Raw genomic sequence first — 22,606 nt, 5'->3', positions numbered from 1 at the left:
ACCGCGGCGGGAGTCAGCGCCGGATGGTCTCCACCGGCTCCGAGATGTCGGCGACGGTCGCGGCGTAGGCCGCGATGAGCGCGTCGGCGTCGACCGACAGCGAGAAGCCGTGGGCCCCGGCGCCCATCGAGACGCGACGTCCGGCGATCCGCTCGTCCGCGTAGACGGGCCAGTCGTTCGTGCTGCCGAGGGGCGTGATGGTGCCGCGCTCGTAGCCCGTCGCCTGCAGGGCGAGCTCGGGCTCGGGCAGCCGCAGTTTGTTCACCCCGACGAGGGCGCGCAGCTTCGGCCACGAGATGGAGCGGTCGCCGGGGATCAGCGCGAACAGGTACCCGTCGTCGCCGCGGCCCTTCACGACCAGGGTCTTCACGATGTCGGCGGGGGTGATCCCGCGCAATGCAGCCGCCTCCTCGAGGGAGGACGCACGAGGCGACTCGCGGACCTCGATCTCGAGGCCGCGAGCCGCCGCTGCTTCCCGTACCCGGGAGGTGGGATCTGACGTCGCGTCGGTCACGCGTCGGGCGAGGCCAGCGGGTCGTCCGCGACCCACAGCTCGTCGTCGGCCCGCAGCGTCTGCCACGCGGCGTAGAGCACCGCACCGGCCGCGGCGATGCCGAGCACCAGCGCGATGATCGGGCCGGCGCTGGACTTCTTCTTCGGCTCCACGATCGGGAGCCCGGCGCGCTTGCGGGCGAGCTTGATGCGCGCCTCGTTGGCGGCGTCGACCGCCGAGAGCGCCTTGCCGACCATGCCCCCGACGGCCGGCACCAGGCTCTTGTCGATGAACTGCTTCGAGGCCTTGCGGCTCGAGTCGACGTAGGGCGAGACGCGGTCTACGACCGGCTCGAGGTACTGGTGGTACTTCTCGTCAACGCGCGGCGCGACCTGCTCGCGGTTGAAGTGGCCGAGCTGGCGGCCCGCTTCGCGGGCGACGTCTCCCGCCCCCGCGAGGACGACCTGCTGCGCCTCCCAGAGGTGAGCGGCAGACTCCTGCAGCTTGCGGAGTTCCTTCTTGCGCTTCTTGCTGAGGCTCATGTTGGGTGCCCTCCCTGTCGCTGGGATGTCGTGTTGCCCCAATCCTGCCAGATCGCCCGGTCAGTGGCAGGGGCTTGCCGCACTCTTGACAACCGTGCATCGGCTATGGGTCCGCTCGGCACGGGCGGCGAGGCGCCGGGCTCTGAGAGAATGAGCCCATGCCTCAGCACACTGCCGTCGCCACGCTGCACACCAACCACGGCGACATCGTCGTCAACCTCTTCGGCGACCATGCCCCGAAGACCGTCCAGAACTTCGTCGGCCTCGCCGACGGATCCGGATCGTGGACCGACCCCGCCACCGGCAAGCCGGGCGAGGGCCCGCTCTACAAGGACGTCATCTTCCACCGCATCATCCCCGGCTTCATGATCCAGGGCGGCGACCCGCTCGGTCAGGGCGTCGGCGGCCCCGGCTACACGTTCGACGACGAGATCAGCCCCGAGCTCGACTTCAACGAGCCCTACAAGCTCGCCATGGCCAACGCCGGCAAGCGCCCCAACGCCATCACGGGCAAGCTGGGCGGCACGAACGGCTCGCAGTTCTTCATCACGACCGACCCGACGCCGTGGCTGATGGGCAAGCACACGATCTTCGGCGAGGTCGCCGACGACGCCTCGAAGGCCGTCGTGGACGCGATCGCGCAGGTGCCGACCGGCGCCCAGGACCGTCCGGTCGAGCCCGTCGTCCTGCAGTCGGTCGAGATCGCCGCGGTCTGACGACCGCGTTCTCCTCGATCGCGCTGGCGCCGCCACCGTCGTGACCACCACCGACTTCTCGCGCAATCCCGAGAACTACTGCTACCGGCACCCCGACCGGATGAGCTTCGCGCTGTGCCAGCGCTGCCATCGCACCATCTGCCCGGAGTGCCAGACGCAGGCAGCCGTCGGGGTCATCTGCCCCGAGTGCCTGCGCGACCAGCAGAAGTCCCGGACCCCCGCGCAGAAGCGCGCGCAGCGCCGGTGGGGTCGCGGCGGCGGCCGCACGGCGGTGATGGCGGGCGCCGCGCCCGTCACCAACTGGATCCTCGCGATCACCGCCGGTGCCTTCCTGCTCGACCTGCTTCTCGGTTTCGCCGGGTTCAGCCTGCAGTCCTGGCTGCTGTTCTACGCGCCCTACGTCTATCCGCAGCTCGGCGGGTTCGAGGTGTGGCGCCTGGTCACGCCTCTGCTCGCGCACGACGGCCCCCTGCACATCGCGCTGAATCTGCTGTCGCTGTGGATGCTCGGGCGCCTGCTCGAGCCGATGCTCGGCACGTGGCGCTATCTCGCGCTGTACTTGATCTCCGGACTCGGCGGGTCGGTCGCGGTGGCGCTGCTCTCGTTCGGCACGCCGGTTGTCGGGGCGTCGAGCGCCCTGTTCGGCATGCTCGGCGCGCTGCTGGTGATCGGCCGCAGCCTCGGCGGCAACGTGACCGGCATCCTGATCCTGCTCGGGATCAACCTCGTCGTCGGCTTCGCGTTCGGGGGCGGCATCTCGTGGCAGGCCCACGTGGGCGGCGTCGTCGCGGGTCTTCTCGTCGGGTGGGTGTTCAGCACGACTCGCCGACAGGACCAGTCGCGGCGCCAGGTCATCCTGCTCTGCGTCGTCGTGGCGGGACTGCTGGCGCTGCTTGCCGTGCCGCCGCTGATCTACGGGTTCTGAGCGGAGTTATCCACAGGGTTATCCCCCGCTGGGGATGAATCACACGCATGTAATTCCTGTTACGGCATCACACAACGACGAAGCGCCCGACGAGATCGTCGGGCGCTTCTGTGGTTCGCGGTGCGGCTATCGCCACCGGGTGGTCATCAGGAAGCCGATGAACGCGATGCCGAAGCCGACCATCAGGTTCCAGGGGCCGATGCCCGGGATCGGGAACTGCATTCCCGAGAGGTAGAAGACGAGGATCCAGACCAGGCCCACCAGCATGAAGCCCACCATCACGGGCTTGAACCAGACGGGGTTCGGGGCGGCGTCGACGGGGGGACGGTCGACGAGCTCGTCGTCGCCGTTGCGGCGGGCGGGCTTCTCGGATCGGGCCATGGGGACATCTTACCCGGCCGGTTAAGCTCAGAATGTGACGGTCATCGCGCAGACCCGGCGTACCCGGCGGCGCTCCCGCAGCAGGGCGACCGTCGCGAGCGTCCTGGGCGAGATCCTCGTCACGCTCGGCGCGGTCATCCTGCTCTACGTGCTCTGGCAGATCTGGATCGGGGACGTCCTCTACGGCGCCACCGCGCAGGCCGAAGCCGACGAGCTGAGCCAGGAATGGGCACGGGTGCAGGTGACGACACCCGCTCCCGAGCCGACCGACGGATGGTACGAGCCCGCCTCGGTGCCGAAGACCGAGGATGCCGTTCCGTTCGCGACGTTGCACGTGCCGCGGTGGGGGGACGACTACCACTTCACGATCGCGGGCGGCGTGACCCGCGCGCGCACCCTGGACAACGCGTGGATCGGCCACTATCTCGACACCGAGCTGCCGGGCGAGGTGGGCAACTTCGGCCTCGCCGCGCACCGCACCACGTTCGGGGCGCCGTTTGCGAACCTGCAGAACCTCCGGATCGGCGACGCGATCGTCGTCGAGACGGAGGCCGGGTGGTACACCTACCGCTTCCGCACCCTCGAGTACGTGACCCCCGACGCCTACGACGTGCTGGCCGACGTGCCGCAGGCGCCCGAGGTGCCGAAGGGGGAGCGGTACATCACCCTGACGAGCTGCTCGCCACGCTTCGCGATGACCGAGCGCATCGTCGGCTACGGCGTGTTCGACTCGTTCCTGCCGCGCACCACCGGCGAGACGCCGAGCGCCCTGACCGAGGAGCTGATCTGATGTACGCCGCCCTCTGGCGCCTGCTTCCCGGACCCTGGTGGGTGCGGGTGCTCATCCTGCTTGTGCTGCTCGCGGCGGTGCTCTACGGCCTGTTCGTCTACGTCTATCCGTGGATCGCGATGACGTTCGTGCCCGACGAGGTCACCGTCTCGTAGCGGGCGACCCCGTGTCGGCGCCGGGTCACTGCCCGTCGACGGCCTCGCCCGTGCAGTAGGTCAGCTCGACGGTCGAATGCACCGGCACGTCGCCGTAGGCGGACTGCGAGTTGACGATCTGGCTGTCGGTGGCAGGGCAGTCGGGATCCTCCGTGACCTTCACCGTGAGCCCCAGCGCCTCGAGCTCGCCCTTCGCGAAGTCGATCGCCGTGTTCTTGCGGTAGTCGATGATCGTCACGCGGCCGGAGGCCACCGTCAGGTTGACCGTGGCTCCTTCGGCGACCTCATCGCCCTCGGCCACCTCGTCGCCGTCGACCTCCGCGGAGATCACGGTGCCGGCCGCGAGCGCCGGGTCGTTCTCCGAGATGATCGTGCCCATCTCGAGCCCTGCCTCCTCGATCCGCTGGCGCGCATCCTGCTCCGACAGGCTCGTGAGCGCGGGCACCACCGACGTCCGCGGCCCTTCCGAGACGAGCACGGTGACCTCGGTGCCGGGCGAGACCGACGCGTCGGCCTCGGGCTCGGTGCCGATGACCACCCCCTCCTTGACGGTGTCGCTGGGCGTCATCTCGGGGACGGCGAGCAGGTCGACCGCCGCGAGATCCTCGGTCGCGCGCTCGAGCGTGGTGCCCGTGACGTCGGGGACGACCCGCGCACTCGCGGGCACTTCGCTGAGTGGCCGCATCGTCACGACCCAGAACAGCACGGACGCGACGAGCACCGCGAGCAGCGCGATGCCGGCCCAGATCCATGCGACGGGCGGCCCCGACTGGGTGCGGGTCATCGTGTTGTCGGTGGACAGCTGCCGGAGGGACCGCGCGGTCTCGGCCGCTTGGCGCGGGTTCGGCCCGTACAGCTCGTTCGTCAGCGCTCCCAGCTCGCGCTTGGAGGGCGCCTTGCCGTCGGAGGCGGCATCCAGCGCCTCGCGGAACGACGCCGCATCCGGGAACCGCTGGAACGGATCCTTCGCGAGCGCGCGCAGCACGACCGGGTCGAACGCCTTCGGCGAGTCGGGGTTCACCTGGGACGGCGTGGTCGGCGTCTCGCTGACGTGCTGGTAGGCGACGGCGACGGGGGAGTCGCCGCGGAAGGGCGGGCGTCCCGTGAGCAGCTCGTACAGCACGACGCCGGTCGAGTACACGTCGGCGCGCGCGTCGACGGGGTCGCCCTTCGCCTGCTCGGGCGAGAAGTACGCCGCGGTGCCGAGGATGGTCGTGGTCTCGGCCACGGTCGACGAGCTGTCGGACACCGCGCGGGCGATGCCGAAGTCCATCACCTTCACCTGCCCCGAGGGGGTGATCATCACGTTGCCCGGCTTGATGTCGCGGTGGACGACACCGGCGCGGTGCGAGTACTCGAGCGCCTCGAGGATGCCGTCGACGTAGCGGGCGGCATCCGCCGGCGCCACGGGACCCCGCGCGACGATCTCCTTCAGCAGGGTGCCGTGGACGAGCTCCATGATGATGAACGGGATGGGGCGCTCGCCGTTGACGTCGGCGGCGATGTCCTCGCCCGCATCGAACACGCGGACGATCGCCTGGTTCGCCATGCGCGACGCGGCCTGGGCCTCGAGGCGGAACCGCGTGCGGAAGGCGCTGTCGCTCGCGAGATCGCGCTTGAGGATCTTGATCGCGACCTCGCGTCCGAGGGTCTGGTCGTAGCCGCGATAGACGCTTGCCATCCCGCCGCGCCCGATCAGCTCGCCGACGCGGTAACGGCCGGCGAGGACGCGCGCGTCGCGGTCGAGCTGCACCGCGGTGCCCTCTTCGTCCGTCATCGATCCCCCCAGATCAGACATGCTGCGTTGTACTGAGTGGCGCGGCGCCGCGTCACTCCCCGGTCCCGGAGCCGTCGGCAGAGGTGTCGGTGTCTGTCTCGGTGGTTCCGTCGGCGCCGTTGCCCTGCGCGCCGTTGCCCTGGGCGTCGGCGTCTGGCTGCTCGTCGGCGGAGGCGATCGTCACGGGGGCAGAGGCCGGGGAATCCGGGGTCGTGCGCGCCTCGCCGCCGTCGACGGCGCAGCTCGCGACGACCGTGGCCGTGATGTCGGTGCCGGGGTCGCCCGTGGCGCGCACCTGCGAGGTGGTGGTGCCGGCGCCGAAGTCCCACGTGACGGCGTCGGTGCCAGAGAACGTGGCGTTCTCGAGGGTGACCGTGTAGCCCGAGAGCGTGCTGCCCGGGAGGCAGCTGTACGCCGTCCAGTTGACGGTGATCTCCTCGTCGGGCTGCGCCTCGGTCACGGCGAAGGACGGCGCCTCCGGGGCGGCGATCTCGGTGATCGGCGCGTACGTGAGCGCGTTGAGGGCCGCACCGACGGGGGCGAACCCGCGCGGGCTCACCTCGTAGATCAGACCCTCCTGCGTGAAATCGGCCGCCATCACGGTGCCCGGCTCGCAGGTCCAGGTGAACTCGCCCTCGGTGGGCAGCGTCGCGAGCGCCTCGTCGCACGACTTGCCGACGAGGCCCAGCTCATCGATGTTGATCCGGTCGGCATCGGGCGTTTCGGTCGGTGTGTTCTGCGGCGTGGTGGACGGCTCGGTGCGCTCCGCGCTCGGCGTGGGCGACTCGGTGGTTCCGCCGAGCAGGCCCTCGCCGAACAGCGCCCAGATCGTGCCGCCGAGCACAACGAGCAGCAGCGCGATCAGGGCGACCAGCGGCCAGGTCCACGGGCTGCGCTTGCGCTGGGGGCGCTGCTCGTCGGGGAACGGCTCGCCTCCGACCGGCACCGGCGTGGTGCGCGGCATCATGCGGGTCGTGCTGTCGTCACCGGGAGAGAGCAGCTGCGTGAACGCGTCGTCGCCGCCGCGGGTCAGGGCCGCACCGGCGGCGATCGCCGGCACCGCGGCGGCCGCGGCCGCCACGTCTCCGCGGCGCAGCGCGTTGGACGCGCGCGCGACGACGGCCGCCGAGGCGGGGCGGTCTTCCTGCTTCTTGGCGATCATCGCGAGCACGAGGTTGCGCACGGGCTCGGGGATGTCGTCGGGCAGCGGCGGGGGCTGCTCGTTGATCTGCGCCATCGCGATCGCGACCTGCGACTCGCCCGTGAACGGGCGACGGCCGGCGAGCGACTCGTACGCGACGATGCCGAGCGAGTAGATGTCGGTGGCCGGCGACGCAGGATGACCGGAGGCCTGCTCGGGCGACAGGTACTGCACGGTTCCCATCACCTGGCCGGTCGCCGTCAGCGGGACCTGGTCGGCGATGCGGGCGATGCCGAAGTCGGTGATCTTCACGCGGCCGTCGGGCGTGATCAGCAGGTTTCCCGGCTTGATGTCGCGGTGGACGAGGCCCGCGGCGTGCGCGGCCTGCAGTGCCGACGCGGTCTGCGCGACGATGTCGAGCGTCCGCTCGGGGGGAAGCCGCGTCTCGCGCTCGAGCACCGTCGACAGCGCCTCGCCCGGCACGAGCTCCATCACGAGGAACGCGGATCCGTTCTCCTCGCCGTAGTCGAAGACGCTCGCGATGCCCTCGTGGTTGACGAGGGCGGCGTGACGCGCCTCGGCGCGGAAGCGCTCGAGGAAGCCGGGGTCGCCCATGTACTCGTCTTTGAGGATCTTGATGGCGACGGTGCGGCCGATGACGTGATCGGTCGCTTCCCAGACCTCGCCCATGCCGCCGATCGCGATCCGCGAGTTCAGCTCGTAGCGCCCACCGAAGGACACACCCTGTGTCGGCCTCATCTGCTCAGCACCGCCTCCATGACCTTCTTCGCGATCGGCGCCGCGATCGTGTTGCCGCTGCCCGACTGACCCTGTCCGCCGCCGTCTTCCACAAGAACGGCCACCGCGATCTCGGGGTCGTCAGCCGGCGCGAATCCGGTGAACCACAGGGTGTACGGGTTCTCCCCGCCCATCTCCGCGGTGCCCGTCTTCCCGGCCACGTCGACTCCGTCTATTCTTGCACCCGTCGCCGCGCCATCCTGGACGCTCGAGACCATCGCGTCCCTGATGAGATCCGCCGTGTCCTGGTCGATCGCCTCGCCGAACGGCGAGGGCGAGAACGACTGCTGCGGCGACAGATCCGCCCCGACGACCTCGTCGACGAGGTACGGATTCATCACCGTGCCGCCGTTCGCGATACCGGCCGAGACCATGGCGATCTGCAGCGGCGTCGCCTGGACCCTGCCCTGGCCGAAGCCGCTGAGCGCGGTCTGCGCGTCGTCCGTGATGCTCGTCGGGTACGTGGAGGTCGCGGCGCGCAGGGGAATGGCGATCTCCTGGTTGAAGCCGAACTTCTCCGCCGTCTCGCGGATCCGGTCGGCGCCGATCTCGACCGCGAGCTCGGCGAGCGGCACGTTGCAGCTCAGCCGGATCGCGGTGGCGATCGTGGTGGTCTCGCCCGGCCCGCAGGTGGTGCCGCTGGCGTTGTGCACGGTGTTCTGCGACTGCGGGAGCTTGTAGGTCAGCGGGTTCGGCAGCTCCGAGTCGGCGTCGTAGTCGCCCGACTCGAACGCCGCGGCGGCCACAACGAGCTTGAACGTCGAGCCGGGAGGGTTCACGTCGCCCGCGATCGCCCGGTTCTGCAGGGGCTGGGCCGGGTCCTCCTCCAGCGCCCTGTATGCCGCATCCGTCCCCTCGGGGTCGTGCTGGGCGAGGGAGTTCGCGTCGTACCCCGGCGTCGAGACCATCGCGATGATCCGGCCGGTGTCCGGCTCGATCGCGACCACGGCGCCGGTGAGGCCGCCCAGCGCGTCGTACGCCGCCTTCTGGATCTCGGGGTCGAGAGTCAGCAGCACGCTCGAGCCGCGGGGCGGCTGGCCGGTCACGATCTGGTCGATGCGGGAGAAGAAGGCCGAGCCGGCGGTGCCGGCGAGCTCCTGGCCCATGAGCTGCTCGATGCCGGTGACCGAGCCGAGCGAGGGGTTCAGGAAGCCGGTCGTGTGGGCCCACATGGCCGAGTCGGCATACTGTCGCTGCCACACGTACAGGTCGTCGCTCGGCACCGAGTTGGCGATCTCCCGGCCGCCGGCGATGATCGCGCCGCGCTGCGTCTCGAAGCTGTCGAACAGCGTGCGCCGGTTGTTCTGCTCGTCGGCGAGTGCATTCGCCTGCAGCACCTGGATCGTGCTTGTCGACCCGAACAGGGCGAGGAACATCACCAGCACGATGATGCTCAGCCTGCGCAGTTCCTTCGTCATGCGGTGGTCACCTCGCTGGTGCTGTGGCCTGCGAGCGGAGCGGCGCCCGAACACGTGAGAGCCGCTTCTGAGAAGGGACTCATCCGATCACCGCCCTCGGCTGCTGGCGGACAGCGTCGCTGATGCGCAGGATGACCGCCACGATGAGCCAGTTCGCCAGCAGCGACGATCCACCGGCGGCGAGGAAGGGCGTCGTGAGGCCCGTCAGCGGGACGAGCCGCGTCACGCCGCCCACCATGATGAACACCTGCAGCGCGAGGGTGAACGACAGCGCCACCGCGAGCAGCTTGCCGAAATCGTCCTGACCGGCGACGCCGATCCGGAGCCCGCGCGCGACGAACACGAGATAGAGGCACAGGATGGCGAACAGGCCCGTGAGGCCGAGCTCCTCGCCGAGGCTCGGGATGATGTAGTCGCTCTGCGACACGGGCGTCAGATACGGGCGGCCGAGGCCCAGACCCGTGCCGAGCAACCCGCCGTGGGCGAGGCCGAAGATGCCGTTGACGAGCTGGTAGCTGCCGCCCTCCGCCTCGTACAGCGCGGGATCGAACGCCCCGAGCCACGCGTCGAACCGGCCGCGGACGTACGGGAGGACGTAGGACGCGGCGACCGCTCCGCCGACGGCGAGCAGGACGCCGATCAGCACCCACCCGGTCTTGCCGGTGGCGACGTAGAGCGTCGCGACGAACATCCCGAAGATCAGCAGACCCGTGCCGAGGTCGCGCTGCGCGACGATGATCACCATCGACACGAGCCAGATCACCAGCAGGGGGCCGAACTCGCGCGCCCGGGGGAAGGTGAAGCCCAGGATGCGGCGTCCCGTGGAGGTGAGGCTCTCGCGCGTGCGCACGAGGTAGCCGGCGAAGAAGATGGCAAGGCAGATCTTCGCGATCTCACCGGGCTGGAAGTTCACGCCGCCGATCTCGATCCACACCGTCGCGTTGCCGCCGCCGTTGATGAACGGCACGAACGGCAGGATGAGCAGAACGATTCCCGTGAAGCCGAACACGTACGTGTAGCGGAACAGGATGCGGTAGTTGCCGAGGGCCCAGACGAGCGCCCCGGCGGCGAGGATCGAGACGCCGGCGTAGATGAGCTGCTTGTTCGCGGCGTTCGGATCCACGAGCTCGGAGCCCGAGATGCCGAGCCGGTAGATCATGGCGATGCCGAGGCCCGTCAGGAGCGTCGCGATCGGCACGACGAACGGATCCGCCTGCGGCGCCCGCAGGCGCAGCACCACGTGCAGAGCGAGCACGAGCGCCGCGAGCACTCCCTCGGCGATCAGCACGCCCGAGTCGATGCGGCCGAGCTCGCCCAGCTGCGACAGGGCCGTGGCGCCGAGGCTCAGGGCGATGGCGAACAGCAGCAGCAGCAGCTCGCGGTTGCGCTGCGGCTGCGGCTGGCGCACCTTGCGGAGCGCCTTCAGGACCGTGGTGTCGGCGGCGACTCCGGTCATCCTTCACCTCCCGGGGTCGGCGTGCCGGACGGGGTCGGCTTCTGCGTGGGTGTCGGCGTCGGCTCGGGCTCGGGCTCCGGCTCCTCGACGACCGAGTCGCGCAGCCGGTCGGCGATGCCCTCGGCGTCGGCGAGCGAGCGGGCGCTGATCGTGAACTCGACGCGCGCCCGCTGGTACTGCGACAGGTCGGCGAGCAGGATCCCGGTGTCCTCGTGCGCCGAGGAGAGCTGGATCGGCCCGATCGACTGCTGGATTCCCTGGTAGATCACGACGGAGTCGTCGTCGGCCCCCACGTAGTAGCGCGTCTGGGTCCAGGAGTAGAAGAGCGCGAAGCCCGTGATGATGACGGCCGCGATCAGCACAAGGAACGCCACGAAGCCGATGCGCCGGCGACGCGCGCGCCGCCGATCCTCCTCGATCAGCTCCTCGAGGTACTCGGGCTCCGGCTCGAAGTGTGTCGGCTCGTTCGCCGCCTGGCGTCCGGGATGCAGCCAGCTCGTGGGGAGCAGGGGACGGCCGGTGATCGCGGGAACCTTGACGCCTTGCGGGTTGGAGGCCGATCCGACGATCGTCGCGGTGCCGCTGACGAGCGGATGCTGCCCGCCCACGTCGACGAGCACGATCGTGACGTTGTCGGGAGCCCCGCCGTCGAGCGCGTACTTCAGCAGCATGTCGGCGGTGCGCCCCGGGGGAAGGCCCAGGCGCAGCGCCTTCTGGATGTGGGCCTCGTCGACCACGCCGCTCAGGCCATCCGAGCACAGCAGCCAGCGATCGCCTGGCCGCGTCGGCATGATGAACGTGTCGATCTCGGGATCAGGATCCATGTCGCCGAGCACGCGCATCAGCACCGAGCGACGCGGATGGAACCTCGCCTCCTCGGGGGTGATGCGGCCGGAGTCGACAAGGCGCTGCACGAACGTGTGATCCGTCGTGATCTGCGTGAGCGCCTCATCGCGCCACAGATAGATGCGCGAGTCGCCGATGTGGGCGATGACCGCGTACTCGTCGACCATCGCGATCGCGCTGACCGTCGTGCCGAGACCCGCGAGCTCGGGCCGGCGGGCGACGAGGTGGATGAGGTCGCCGGCGGTGGACGCGATGGTCTCGCGCAGCGTGACCTCCGCCTCCTCGGGGGAGGCGTAGATGTGGTCGAGCCCCTGGAGCGTGTTGACCGCGACGCTCGAGGCGACGTCACCGCCCGCGTGGCCGCCCATGCCGTCGGCGACGACGAACAGGTTCGAGCCGGCATAGCCCGAATCCTGGTTGTTCGACCGCACCTTCCCCGTATGGGAGATGGCGGCACTCGAGCCCACGAACATCCCGGGGGCGCTTACTTCCGCAGCTCGAAGGTCGTGGCGCCGACCTTGATCGGGGTCGACGTCTGCACCGGGACGGGCGAGTTGGGCGACACGCGCTCACCGCCGTGGAAGGTGCCGTTCGTCGACTCGAGATCCTGCAGCATCCACTGCTCGCCCCACAGCACGAGGCGTGCGTGCTGGCTCGACGTGTAGTCGTCGCGGATGACGAGACCCGCCTCGCTCGACCGGCCGATGGTCAGCGGGTCGGTGCCGAGGGGAAGCTCGAGGCCCGCCTTCGGGCCGCTGGTGATGACGATGCGCGAGGCCGTGGCCGTCGTCGCGGGCCCGGCCGGGGCGGCGCTCGGGGCCGGCGCCGGACGCGGGGCGGCCGCGGGCTTGGCCGGCGCGGACTTCGCGGGAGCGCGGCCCGACGCGGCATCCGGCATCCGGCGCACGCGCACGCCGAACACGTCGGAGCGCAGCGCGAAGACGACCGCGAACACGAACAGCCACATCAGCAGCAGGAAACCGACCTGCAGGATCAGCAGCGTCAGCGAGCTCAGTTCGGTCACGACCAGTCCCCGTTCTGCGGCATGATCCGGGTCGAGGTCGTGCGGTCGTCGCGCGACGGCCGCGTCTGCGGGGCCGCGAGCGGCACGACGTGGAACACGATGTCGGTGCGGCCGATCGTGACGGTCTGGCCGTCGTTCAGGCCCGACTGCGTGACGGGTCGGCCATCCAGCTTGGATCCGTTGGTCGATCCGAGGTCGCGCACCATCGCGCGCTCGCCGTCCCAGAGGATCTCGACGTGGGCGCGGCTCGTGCCGGGGTCGTCCACCGTGATGTCGGCGTCGCTGCCGCGACCGAGGATCGTGCGCGCCTTCGACAGCGGGTACCGCCGGCCGCCGACGTCGACGACCGCGCGCCACTCGACGCGCCCCTCCGCCGTGGAGGAGTCGACGTCCACCGTGCCGGTCGTGATCGACTCGTCGGCGCGCAGCGCGATGCGCAGGGGGCCGGCGAGGCTGTAGCCCTGCGCCGACGCGTGGCCGCGCAGCATCGTGTCGAGCTCGGTGATGAGGGCGCCGCCGAGCGAGCGCATCCGCTCCTCATCGGCGGGGCTCAGGCGCACGACCAGCTCGTTCGGGACGAGGATGCGGTCGCGTGCGACCACGGCGGCCTTCGTGTCGAGTTCGCGGCGCAGGGCGGAGGCGATCTCGACGGGCTGAATGCCGCTGCGGAAGGTCTTCGCGAACGCGCGGTTCACGGCGCGCTCGAGGCCTTGCTCGAAGCTGTCCAGTAGTCCCACGGGTCTCCTCAGTCCGGCCGACCGGTAGGCACATCGTAGCCAGCAAGGCTGGACGGTGCCGGTCGGCGCGACTTATAGGGCCCGGATGCGCGCCGGCGCGAGGGCGCATCCATCCGGCGAGAGCCCGTCCCTGGGGATGCGCTCTCGCCGCCCGGATGCGCGCTCGCGACACCGGATGTGCGCTCGCCGGGAGAGCCGCGCTCGTTTCGCGCCCGTCGCGGGGGCATGTTAGTCTTGGGAAGTTGAGTCCGGAGCGATCCGGTCTCGCGCGAGTGGCGGAATAGGCAGACGCGCTGGCTTCAGGTGCCAGTGCCCGAAAGGGCGTGGGGGTTCAACTCCCCCCTCGCGCACCAGTGTGATGTCTCAGGACATCGTGAACGGATGAACCCCCAGGAGGCTGGGGGTTCATCCGTTTTTGCGTTGGTAGCCGTGGCTGGGGTCGAGGGTGAAGTCGGCGAGGTGTTCGCCGGTGTCGGTGTCGGTGATGGTGGCTTCGTCGTTGTGGACGAGGCAGATGATCTTGGTGCGGGCGTGGGCTCTGCCGATGCCGAGGTGGAGGAGTCGTCCGGAGTGGCGGATGGTGATCTTGCCGTCGTTGTCGACGGTGTCGTAGCGGACGCGCCAGATGTTCGGGTCGTCGGGTTTGGTTGGAGCGGCCTTGGGGATGAGCTGGTAGGCGAAGGCGGGGGTCTTGCGGCCGATGCCGCGGTGGGGGCGGACGTGGTTGTAGTAGTCGCGGAATGTGTCGAGGGCGGTCTGCAGGTCTGTGAGGGTGGCCGCGGGCTGGGTGGCGAGGTGCTTCTTCAGGGTCTGCCAGAAGCGTTCGATCTTGCCCTGGGTGGTGGGTTTGAAGGGGCGGCCGTTCTTCTGTGTGATGCCGAGGGCGGCTAGCAGGGTTTCGAAGGCGTTGCCGGTGCCGTCGCCGCGGCCCCGGCCGCCGCGGGCGAGGCGGGTGGTGTAGACCATGCCGTTGTCGGTGAGGGTCGCGGCGGGGTGGCCGTGCTCGGCGGCGGTGGTGTTGAACGTGTTCGTGACGGTGCGGCCGGTGACGCGGGGGTGGGCGCTCAGATGCAGCAGGTATCGGGAGTGGTCGTCGAGCCAGCCGATCACCTCGATGTCGGTGCCGTCGGCCAGGAGCACGTGGGTGAAGTCGGATTGCCAGAGCTCGTTGGGGCGTTCGGCGGTGAAGCGCTGCCAGGACCGGGGACGCTTTTGTGGCTGAGCGGCGACGATTCCAGCGGCCTTGAGGATCCGCCAGACGGTCACGCGGGAGACGGTGACGTGTTCGCGGGCGAGATGCTCGACGATCGTGTCGGCGCCGGCGTCCAGGCCTGCTGCGGTGAGTTGGTGGCGCAGGGCGAGGACTCGCTCGCGGACTGACTCGGGTGTGCGGTTCGGGTTGCGAGCGGGGCGCCGCGAGCGGGGCTCGAACGCGGCGTCGCCTTCGCTCAGCCAGCGGTGGTGGAGCTTATGCACGAGGGTCTTTGAGACGCCGTAGCGGCGGGCGACCTCGCCGTAGGACAGTCCCTGGATGGTGACGGCTTTGATGAGCACCTCGTACTTGGCCACCGTTCACGATGTCCTGAGACATCCTCGCCGCCGCGACCGGAGCGTTCACGATGTCCAGAGACACCCGTTCACGATGTCCTGAAACCAGACACCCCCTCGCGCACCAGCGAAACGAAGGCCCCGGATCCCAGATCCGGGGCCTTCGTCGTTCCCGGTGATCGAGTGGTCGCGTTCCCTGATCAAGTGATCGCGGATGTCCTCCGAATGGGGGACAAGTTGCCGATTCTTCGGGTAATCTTTCCGAGACGCCCCCCAAATGGTCGTCCGGCCCTCACTGAATCCCCCCTTCGGTGAGGGCCGCTCCTTTTTCAGCCCGCGCTGACCTGTGGATCCGCCTGCGCTCCCACCGAGTGGGCCATCTGTTGCGTCTTAATCGGATCTTCCCTAGCCGTTCGCAGGCGACTCCGTTACCGTGGGGAGCGTCGGCACGATTCTCGCGCCGGTTTCAATCAAGAAGAACGGCAGTAAATGGCTACGCAGGGCACCGTCAAGTGGTTCAACTCGGAGAAGGGCTTCGGCTTCATCTCTCCCGACGAGGGCGGCTCTGACGTCTTCGCTCACTACACCGCGATCGAGGCATCCGGATACCGCTCGCTGGAAGAGAACCAGCGCGTGGAGTTCGAGATCGCGCAGGGCCCCAAGGGCCTGCAGGCGGAGAACATCCGCCCCATCTGATCCCCGATATCTCCGCCTCCGCGTTCACGCGGCTGGCAGCCAGGGTCCGGTGCTTCGGCATCGGGCCCTTGTTTGTGCCCGGGAACCCGCGTCAGTCGCGCGCGAGCCTGCCGTAGTCGGCGAGCGCCTTGGCGTCCTCCGCGTGACGGATGGCGCGGCGCGCCGCATCCAGCGCCTCGACCGGATCGGCCATCTGACGCGCGTCGGCAAGCTCTTGCCGCGCGGTGTCGAGCCGCACCCGCGCCTCGAGCCCCGCGGCGCGATCGGGGAGTGCCGCCTCCGCACGGCCGACCGCGCTGCGTGCCGCTGCGAGGGTCCCCGGCAGCGCGCTGCGCGCCCCGCGGAGGCGCTGCTGCGCGGTGTGTGCGTCGGCGAGAGCGGCATCCAGGCGCTCTCGCACCCGGGCGATGGCCTCGTTCGCCGAGACCGGCCGGCGCGTAGCGGTGGGCTCGATGCGCGCAAGCTCGCCGCTCGCCCAGCGGATCTCGTCGCCGAGCACCTCCGCTTCGTCGGGCGGGAGCGCCGCGCGGATGCCGGTCGCCGAGCGGATCGCCGCACGTGCGGCCGCGATCTCGTCGCCGACGGCGAGCCCCGCCTGCGTGACAAGACGATGCATCTCCTCGAGCGCGCGCGATTCGGCGTCGGCGCGGCGCAGCGCCCGCTCGGCCGCGGCGAGATCCTCCAGGGCCGACCGCGACGGATCCTGCGCCCCGGCCCGCGCCGCGGCGAGGTGCTGCTCGGCCAGTGCGACCGCGGAGCGCGCGGCCTCGGCGGCGCGCTCGGCCTCGCCCCACTCGCTGCGGTCAGCGCGCTTGTCGAGTTCGCGCAGCAGCGCGCCCGGATCTCCCATCCGCGCCCGCAGCTCGACGAGGCGGCGCTCGGCGGCGTCGATCTGCTCGGCCGCCGTGACGTGCTGATCGATCCACGCGCGGTGCTCGGCGCGGGCGGTGTCGATCGTGCGCGAGGCGCGCTCGATGCGGCGCAGCAGCTCGCGGGCGGCACGGTCGACGACTGCCGGGGGTGCATCCGGATCCATCAGATCCCGATACGTCGCGAACGCGTCATCCCGCGTGTGCTGGGCTGTCATCCGCGCTCGGCGCAGGGATGCGGGCGCACCGCCGCCGTACAGCGCCCCGGAGAGGCCGACCTCGAGCTCGAGCTCGTCGGTCGCGTCGTCGAGGCGCACCAGAGCGACGCCGGCCCGCTCGACAGAGGCGGCCGCGCGACGGCGCGCGCCCGGCCCGCGGCGGGCGTAGCGCACGGCGAGCACAACGACGACGGCGAGGACCGCGGCCGACCCGAAGACGACGAGCGCCGGGATGATCCACCCGAGCGGCTCGATCTCGGTGACGTCCACGCGCGGCTCAGGCTTCCGTGAGCAGCAGACGGCGCAGCTGCGCCGGGTCGTCGACGACAGCGACGGCGCCGTCCTCCTCGCCCGGGGTGCCGAAGCCCCACCGGTTGAAGATGACCGGCACGCCGAGATCTGCGCCGCCGTCGATGTCGTGGTGACGATCGCCGATCAGCACCGGCCGGGACGTGTCGATCCCCGCCGCGGCGAGGCCCTCGAGGGCGCGGCCGAGCACATCGGTCTTCGTGTCGAGCACGTCTGCCTCGGCGCGGGCGCCGACGATCGCCGTGAACGCGTCGGCGAGGTCGTAGTGGCGCAGGATCGCCTCGACCTGGTTCTGCGGCTTTGTGCTCGCCGTCGCCTGGGGGATGCCGGCGGCGTGCACCTCGCGGATGAGGTCGGCGATGCCGGGGTACAGGGCGACGGAGCTCGCATAGCCGTCGCGCGACGCCAGCTCGCGGTACGCGGCCACGGCGGCCATCGCATCCTCGGGCGAGAGCAGGGCTCGCCGCTGGAACGACTCCAGCATCGGCGGGCCGATCCAGTGGCGCAGCTCCTCGGCGGGAGGGGCCGTGCGCCCCATCGCGGTGAGCACCTCGGTGATGCGCGGCAGGATGCCGGCCGACGCATCCGCCACCGTCCCGTCCACGTCCCAGAGGATGCAGGACCACGGCGAAGACGTCATGCAGTTCAGCCTACTGAGGGTGGTGGTGTGGCTCGGCGATGGTTTCGACTGCGCTCAACGACCAGAGCTGCGCTGGCCCCCACCGGGCGCGGTGGAGTTGTGGCCCCCACGCGCGACCGAAGGGAGCGTGCCGCGGAGCGGCCAACCAGCGCGCCCGGATGGAGCGGAGCGACAGCCCATCGAGCGCGAGTCCCGGCGCGAAGCGTCGGGCGAGCGATCGATCAGCGCGCGGCCACGAAAAAACTGCGATCGATCAACGCGCGTCACGAGAAGAGCCCCCGATGCCCTGGAAGGAGAAGCGGAAGGTCAGCTCCTCGCTCTGCGGGAGGCGGTGCTCCGGGTGCGTGAGCGCGCCCCACGAGTCGTCGCCGCCCACGCCGCGGCGCATCAGCGCCGGGCGCAGCACCGTCTTGCGGATCGGCGGCAGGTCGACGGGGTGGGCCGCGTTCTCGACCTCGAACGGGGTCCACGGCAGGGCCGAGAACTCCATCCCGCCCTCGCTTTCCGCCTCCAGCCGCAGGCCGACGCCGTGCGCATCCGTCACCTCGGCCCAGCGCACGCCGGTGCGGTTGCCCGCCTCCTGCGGCCGCATGTACGGCGTCAGCATGTCGGCGACCGCGGCCTCGTAGACGCCGAGGCGCGAGGCGCTGCGCCGGTCGACGTAGCTCTCGTGCGGGCCGTCGCCGTACCAGCGCACGCGATCCAGATCCCGGGTCGTCTCCATAAGCAGCCCGAACTCGGGCATGTCCGACAGCCCCTCGCCCGGGCGGACGGTCAGGGCGACATCGATCCGGCCGTCGGCGGTCACCGTGTAGACGAGGTCGCACTCGCTCGCCGGCACCGTCGGCAGGTCGTGGCGGTACGCGATCACCACCGCGTCGTCCCGCACCTCGACCGTGGGCGCCGGGTGGTCGTCGTGCGCGGGCTCGTACCGGCTCGCCACGAGCCACTGCCCGTCGCGGGTCGTCATCCCCCAGCCGCGCTCGTTCGACGTCGGGGCGTGCCAGAAGTTCGGCCGCGGGATCGACCGCAGCAGCTCGCGACCCGAGTCGTGCGTGGCGCCGAGGCGGTAGGACAGCAGGCCGCCGTGGATCCGCGAGAACAGCGCCGAGAACCCGTCACCGCGGACACCCACGTTGTGAAGGCCCTGGATCACCACGGGCGCGCCGGCGCGGCGCGGGCGGGCCGGCGCGCCGACCCGGAAGACGCCCTGCGCCGAGGCGACCTCGTGCCCGGCCGCGGCCCACGGGGCGTCCTCGCGCGTTGTGAACGACACGTCGATCGCGTACTCGCCCGGCTCATCCGGAAGCTCCACGGGCACGGGGAAGCTCGCCGTCTCGCCCGGCGCGACGCCGGTCGTCAGGGGAGCGGTCTGCAGCACCTCGCCCTCGCGCGAGAGCGTGACGAGCGCGTCGTACGCATCCGAGCCCGTGAACAGGTGCCGGTTCTCGACGGTGATCCCCTCCCGGGTCACCTCGATGTGCAGCGGCTGGTACAGCTGCTTCAGCTCGATCAGCTTCGGGGTCGGCGTGCGGTCGAGCAGGACGAGGCCGTTGCCGCAGAACTCGAAGTCGTGCGGCGCCTCACCGCTGTCGCCGCCGTAGCCGCCGTAGCGACGCCCGAGCTCGTCGGTGAGCATGACCCCCTGATCCGCGAAGTCCCAGACGAAGACGCCCTGGAACAGCGGCTCGCGGTAGGCGAGCTCGACGTACTTGTCGACCGCGCCGAACGAGTTGCCCATCGCGTGCGCGTACTCGCACAGGATGTACGGCTTCTCGCGGTGCTCGGCGAGGTACTGCTCGACCTCGGCGGCCGGCACGTACATCCGGCTCGTGACGTCGCTCGTCTGTGGGTGGCGCGGATCGGCGCGGATGCCCTCGTAGTGGACCGGACGGTCGTCGACCGAGCGCAGCCAGTCGGCGACGGCGAGCAGGTTCGTGCCGCCGTACGACTCGTTGCCGCACGACCACATCACGATGCTCGCGTGGTTCTTGTCGCGCTCGAACATGCTCGCGGCGCGGTCGAGCAGGGCGGGAAGCCAGTCGGGCCGGTCTCCCGGCAGCGCGTCGGCCTCGGTCCACCGGCCCTGCACCACCGCGTCCCACGCGGCGTGCGTCTCGAGGTTCATCTCGTCGATGACGTAGAGGCCGTAGCGGTCGCACAGCTCGTAGAAGAAGGTGCTGTTCGGGTAGTGGCTGGTGCGCACTGCGTCGACGCCGGCGGCCTTGAGGATCCGGATGTCCTGCTCGGTCTCCTCGTAGGTCATGACGCGTCCGTTGAGGCCGAACTCGTGGCGGTTGACGCCTTTCAGCACAACGCGCGAGCCGTTGATGCGCAGCACGCCGTCCTCGATGCCGAAGCGCCGGATGCCGACGGCGACCGGGATGTGCTCGGTGAGCGCGCCGCTGTCGTCGCGCACCTCGATGCGCAGGTCGTGGAGGTACGGGTCCTCGGCGCTCCACAGGCGCGGGGCGTCGAGGGCGATGGTGAGCTCGCCGTCACCGGCCGGGTCGAGCGCGACGGGGGCAGAGCCGTGCCCCGCGATCGTGGCGGTGACGGTGCCCGGCGCCGTGAGCCGCACCCGGACGCGCACGGTCGCGGCGCCCAGGTCATCCGCCACCTCGGTCCTGACGCGCACGTCCTCGGCGTGCACGCGCGGGCGCCGCCGCAGCACGACATCGCGGAACAGGCCGGACAGCCGGTAGAAGTCCTGGTCCTCGAGCCAGGCGCCGCTGCTGAAGCGCAGCACCTGCACCGCGAGGCGGTTCTCGCCCGGAACGAGCGTGTCGGTGAGGTCGAACTCCGACGGCGTGAACGAGTCGGTGGCGTAGCCGACGTAGGTGCCGTTGTGCCACACGACGATGGCCGACTCCGCACCCTCGAAGGTCACGGTGAGGCGCTCGCCATCCGCCAGCGGGGTCTCGTGCGCGAACGTCGTGACGTAGCTGCCCACCGGGTTGTACGACTGCGGCACCTCGCCCGGCTGGACGTCCTCGACGCCGTCCCATGGGTACTGCACGTTGCAGTACTGCGCCCGGCTGTACCCCTGGTACTGGATGTGGCCGGGAACCCGGATGTCGTCCCATCCCGACACGTCGACGTCGGGATCCTCGAACCCGGGGATGGTGCCCTCGAGGTTCTCTGCATAGTGGAACTTCCACGTGCCGGCGAGACTCCGCTCGAACGAGCTCGCCCCGGTGGCCGCCTCGGCGGCATCCCGGAACCACCGGTGATCCGAATGGGCGGGAAGGCGGTTCTCGCTCACGAAGCGCGGATCGGCGATCCGGTCGGTCACGCTGGTCACACTTGTCAGGTCGGATGTCACTTGATGGCTCCTGTGATTCCCTCGGCGAAGCTGCGCTGCAGCACGAAGAAGACGATGACGGTCGGCAGCGATCCGATCAACAGGGCGAGCATCAGCAGGCCGTAATCGGTGACGTAGCCGGCCGTCAGGTTGGCGATGAGCATGGGCATTGTCTGCGCCTCGTTGTTCACGAGCACGACCTTGGGCCAGAGGAAGTTGTTCCACGCGGTCATGAAGGTGATCACGGCGGCCGCCGCGAACGTGGGGCGCATCGTCGGCAGGTACAGGCGCAGGAAGATCGCGACCTCACGGAGGCCGTCGATCCGGCCGGCCTCGATGATCTCGCGCGGGAACGACCGGGATGCCTGCCGGAACAGCAGGATCAGGAACGGCGTCGAGACGGCGGGGAGGATGACCGCGAACGTCGTGCTGAGCAGGTCGAGCTCGGCGAACAGCTGGAACAGCGGGATCATGGTGGCCGCGAACGGGATCATGATCGCCAGCAGCAGGAAGCCCATCAGGCGGTCCTTCGCGCGCGAGTGGTAGACCTCGAAGCCGTAGCCCGCGATCGAGCACACCGCCAGGGCGGCGACGGTCGTCACCACGGCGTTGACCGTGGAGTTCCACATCGCGCCGCCGAGGTCCTGCGTCTCGACCAGCGCGGCGAGGTTGGCGAACAGGTGGGTGCCAGGCAGCATCCGCGAGTCGAGCACATCCTTGCTCGAGTTCGTCGCCGAGACGGCCATGAAGTAGAGCGGGAACAGCGACAGGATGGCCGCGATCCCGAGGAAGACGTAGCCCGGCAGGGCGCGGATCGCCTTAGTCACGCTTGTCTCCGATCCGCATCTGGATGGCCGCGAGCACCGCGACCAGCACGAGGATCGCGTACGACAGGGCCGCCGCGTAGCCGAAGTTCGGGTTCTTGTGGAACGAGAGCTCGTACAGGTAGTGCGCCATCGACATCGAGGTGTACGCGGGGCCGCCCTGGGTGAGCGCCCACGACTCGTCGAACAGCTGGAGCGTGCCGTTCGTCGACATGATCGCGCAGAGCAGGATCATCGGCTTCAGCTGCGGCACGGTGACGTACCAGAAGGTCTGGAACGCGTTCGCGCCGTCGATGCGGGCCGCCTCGATCGTCGAGCGGTCGACGTTCTGCAGCGCCGCGAGGAAGAACACCATGTTGTACCCGGTCCACCGCCACAGCAGACCCAGGATGATGACCGTCCGCGCGGTCTCGGGCTGGCCGAGCCAGTTGATCGGATCGGAGATCAGACCGACGGCCTGCAGGACGTCGTTGACGAGGCCCTCGTTGGCGAACAGCGTGCGGAACACCAGCGAGTACGAGACCAGGCCCACCGCGCACGGGAGGAAGATCGCGGTGCGCCAGAACCCCTTGAACCGCAGGGTGGGCGAGTTCAGCAGGTTCGCCAGCAGCAGGGCGAGCACAAGCATGATCGGCACCTGCACCACGAGGTAGATGCCGGTCGTGATCAGGGTCATCCGGAAGATGTCGTCCTGCAGCAGGCGCTCGTAGTTCGCCCACAGCGGCTCGGCGAAGCCGAGACGCGAGCCGCGGCCGGTCTGCAGGGACAGGATGAACGCCTGCAGCATCGGCCAGAAGTTCATCCAGATGATCAGCAGCGTCGCCGGGAGCAGGAACGCCCAGCCGGTGAGGCTGCGTCGGCGGGCCGAGACGCTGCGCTCGCGCCACGGCTCCGACCTCTTGTTCTTCTTCTCGCTGGGAGGAACCACCAGCGTCGCCGTCAGGGTCACACGGACACCACCTTCGATACGTCGATTCGGTTCGGGGCGGAGGCGGGGTG

The 22,606-nt window shown here is 70.1% G+C and carries 21 protein-coding genes and 1 tRNA gene; 6 read left to right on the top strand and 16 right to left on the bottom strand.

Translation table 11 applies throughout. From position 1 onward, the window contains the following. Positions 1 to 13 precede the first annotated feature (13 nt). Both IR155_RS11000 and IR155_RS10995 read right to left on the bottom strand, forming a co-directional pair. On the bottom strand, positions 14 to 514 hold the full coding sequence (locus tag IR155_RS11000) for an aminoacyl-tRNA deacylase (protein WP_135114874.1): 501 nt from the start codon (positions 512 to 514) through the stop codon (positions 14 to 16). Then, positions 511 to 1,035: a DNA helicase gene (locus IR155_RS10995; protein WP_135114873.1), complete on the bottom strand. Its 525-nt coding sequence runs from the start codon at positions 1,033 to 1,035 to the stop codon at positions 511 to 513. The genes IR155_RS11000 and IR155_RS10995 overlap by 4 nt, the downstream gene beginning before the upstream one ends. 158 nt (positions 1,036 to 1,193) lie before the next feature. Between IR155_RS10995 and IR155_RS10990 the strand changes: the two genes are divergently transcribed. Together IR155_RS10990 and IR155_RS10985 are read left to right on the top strand one after the other, a co-directional pair. Next, positions 1,194 to 1,751 carry a peptidylprolyl isomerase gene (locus IR155_RS10990; protein ID WP_135114872.1) on the top strand — a complete coding sequence of 186 codons (558 nt, stop codon included), beginning with the start codon at positions 1,194 to 1,196 and terminating at the stop codon, positions 1,749 to 1,751. Between the two features lie 40 nt (positions 1,752 to 1,791). Beyond that, complete coding sequence (locus IR155_RS10985) at positions 1,792 to 2,676, top strand: rhomboid family intramembrane serine protease (protein ID WP_135114871.1); 885 nt, start codon at positions 1,792 to 1,794, stop codon at positions 2,674 to 2,676. A 126-nt stretch (positions 2,677 to 2,802) separates the two neighbouring features. Here IR155_RS10985 and IR155_RS10980 read toward each other — a convergent pair whose 3' ends face one another. After that, entirely contained in the window at positions 2,803 to 3,057 is a 255-nt protein-coding gene (locus IR155_RS10980; RefSeq protein WP_135114870.1) for a cell division protein CrgA, read from the bottom strand. 34 nt (positions 3,058 to 3,091) lie between these two features. On the opposite strand from IR155_RS10980, the gene IR155_RS10975 reads away from it, so the two are divergent. Beyond that, positions 3,092 to 3,847 carry a class E sortase gene (locus tag IR155_RS10975; protein ID WP_135114869.1) on the top strand — a complete coding sequence of 252 codons (756 nt, stop codon included), beginning with the start codon at positions 3,092 to 3,094 and terminating at the stop codon, positions 3,845 to 3,847. Further along, positions 3,847 to 4,002 (top strand): hypothetical protein, encoded by a 156-nt coding sequence (locus IR155_RS10970; RefSeq protein WP_167760765.1) that lies wholly within the window; start codon positions 3,847 to 3,849, stop codon positions 4,000 to 4,002. The genes IR155_RS10975 and IR155_RS10970 overlap by 1 nt, the downstream gene beginning before the upstream one ends. 25 nt (positions 4,003 to 4,027) lie before the next feature. On the opposite strand, the gene pknB is transcribed toward IR155_RS10970, so the two are convergent. The 7 genes from pknB to IR155_RS10935 form a co-directional block, all read right to left on the bottom strand. After that, a complete protein-coding gene (gene pknB / locus IR155_RS10965; RefSeq protein ID WP_135114868.1) occupies positions 4,028 to 5,779 on the bottom strand; it encodes a Stk1 family PASTA domain-containing Ser/Thr kinase in 1,752 nt (583 codons plus the stop codon). A 52-nt stretch (positions 5,780 to 5,831) separates the two neighbouring features. Next, complete coding sequence (locus IR155_RS10960; protein ID WP_135114867.1) at positions 5,832 to 7,679, bottom strand: serine/threonine-protein kinase; 1,848 nt, start codon at positions 7,677 to 7,679, stop codon at positions 5,832 to 5,834. Then, positions 7,676 to 9,136: a peptidoglycan D,D-transpeptidase FtsI family protein gene (locus IR155_RS10955; RefSeq protein ID WP_135114866.1), complete on the bottom strand. Its 1,461-nt coding sequence runs from the start codon at positions 9,134 to 9,136 to the stop codon at positions 7,676 to 7,678. The genes IR155_RS10960 and IR155_RS10955 overlap by 4 nt, the downstream gene beginning before the upstream one ends. 79 nt (positions 9,137 to 9,215) lie before the next feature. Further along, positions 9,216 to 10,592, bottom strand: coding sequence for an FtsW/RodA/SpoVE family cell cycle protein (locus tag IR155_RS10950; RefSeq protein ID WP_135114865.1), 1,377 nt, complete (start codon positions 10,590 to 10,592; stop codon positions 9,216 to 9,218). Beyond that, complete coding sequence (locus IR155_RS10945; protein ID WP_135114864.1) at positions 10,589 to 11,911, bottom strand: PP2C family protein-serine/threonine phosphatase; 1,323 nt, start codon at positions 11,909 to 11,911, stop codon at positions 10,589 to 10,591. Before IR155_RS10945 ends, IR155_RS10950 begins: the two co-directional genes overlap by 4 nt. Before the next feature lie 11 nt (positions 11,912 to 11,922). Then, positions 11,923 to 12,453: an FHA domain-containing protein FhaB/FipA gene (locus IR155_RS10940; protein ID WP_135114893.1), complete on the bottom strand. Its 531-nt coding sequence runs from the start codon at positions 12,451 to 12,453 to the stop codon at positions 11,923 to 11,925. A 5-nt stretch (positions 12,454 to 12,458) separates the two neighbouring features. Continuing rightward, positions 12,459 to 13,199, bottom strand: a complete 741-nt coding sequence (locus tag IR155_RS10935; RefSeq protein ID WP_135114863.1) for an FhaA domain-containing protein — start codon at positions 13,197 to 13,199, stop codon at positions 12,459 to 12,461. 266 nt (positions 13,200 to 13,465) lie between these two features. Between IR155_RS10935 and IR155_RS10930 the strand changes: the two genes are divergently transcribed. Then, positions 13,466 to 13,552, top strand: a tRNA-Leu gene (locus IR155_RS10930). A 52-nt stretch (positions 13,553 to 13,604) separates the two neighbouring features. Here the strand turns inward: IR155_RS10930 and IR155_RS10925 are convergent. After that, positions 13,605 to 14,768, bottom strand: a complete 1,164-nt coding sequence (locus IR155_RS10925) for an IS481 family transposase (protein WP_135114862.1) — start codon at positions 14,766 to 14,768, stop codon at positions 13,605 to 13,607. Between the two features lie 468 nt (positions 14,769 to 15,236). Here IR155_RS10925 and IR155_RS10920 point away from each other — a divergent pair, with 468 nt between their 5' ends. Then, a complete protein-coding gene (locus IR155_RS10920) occupies positions 15,237 to 15,443 on the top strand; it encodes a cold-shock protein (protein ID WP_135114861.1) in 207 nt (68 codons plus the stop codon). 91 nt (positions 15,444 to 15,534) lie between these two features. On the opposite strand, the gene IR155_RS10915 is transcribed toward IR155_RS10920, so the two are convergent. The 5 genes from IR155_RS10915 to IR155_RS10895 form a co-directional block, all read right to left on the bottom strand. Then, entirely contained in the window at positions 15,535 to 16,800 is a 1,266-nt protein-coding gene (locus IR155_RS10915; RefSeq protein ID WP_135114860.1) for a hypothetical protein, read from the bottom strand. A 7-nt stretch (positions 16,801 to 16,807) separates the two neighbouring features. Continuing rightward, positions 16,808 to 17,479 carry an HAD hydrolase-like protein gene (locus IR155_RS10910; protein ID WP_135114859.1) on the bottom strand — a complete coding sequence of 224 codons (672 nt, stop codon included), beginning with the start codon at positions 17,477 to 17,479 and terminating at the stop codon, positions 16,808 to 16,810. Between the two features lie 253 nt (positions 17,480 to 17,732). Next, positions 17,733 to 20,804, bottom strand: coding sequence for a glycoside hydrolase family 2 TIM barrel-domain containing protein (locus IR155_RS10905; RefSeq protein ID WP_233441182.1), 3,072 nt, complete (start codon positions 20,802 to 20,804; stop codon positions 17,733 to 17,735). After that, positions 20,801 to 21,610 (bottom strand): carbohydrate ABC transporter permease, encoded by an 810-nt coding sequence (locus tag IR155_RS10900; RefSeq protein WP_233441181.1) that lies wholly within the window; start codon positions 21,608 to 21,610, stop codon positions 20,801 to 20,803. Before IR155_RS10900 ends, IR155_RS10905 begins: the two co-directional genes overlap by 4 nt. Next, positions 21,603 to 22,556, bottom strand: coding sequence for a carbohydrate ABC transporter permease (locus tag IR155_RS10895; protein ID WP_233441180.1), 954 nt, complete (start codon positions 22,554 to 22,556; stop codon positions 21,603 to 21,605). The genes IR155_RS10900 and IR155_RS10895 overlap by 8 nt, the downstream gene beginning before the upstream one ends. Positions 22,557 to 22,606: the final 50 nt, after the last annotated feature.

Source organism: Microbacterium paludicola (assembly GCF_015235415.1).
Classification (GTDB): Bacteria; Actinomycetota; Actinomycetes; order Actinomycetales; family Microbacteriaceae; genus Microbacterium; species Microbacterium paludicola.
The sequence above is the reverse complement of the archived record's forward strand: the minus strand, read 5'-3'. Positions and strand labels throughout refer to the sequence as shown.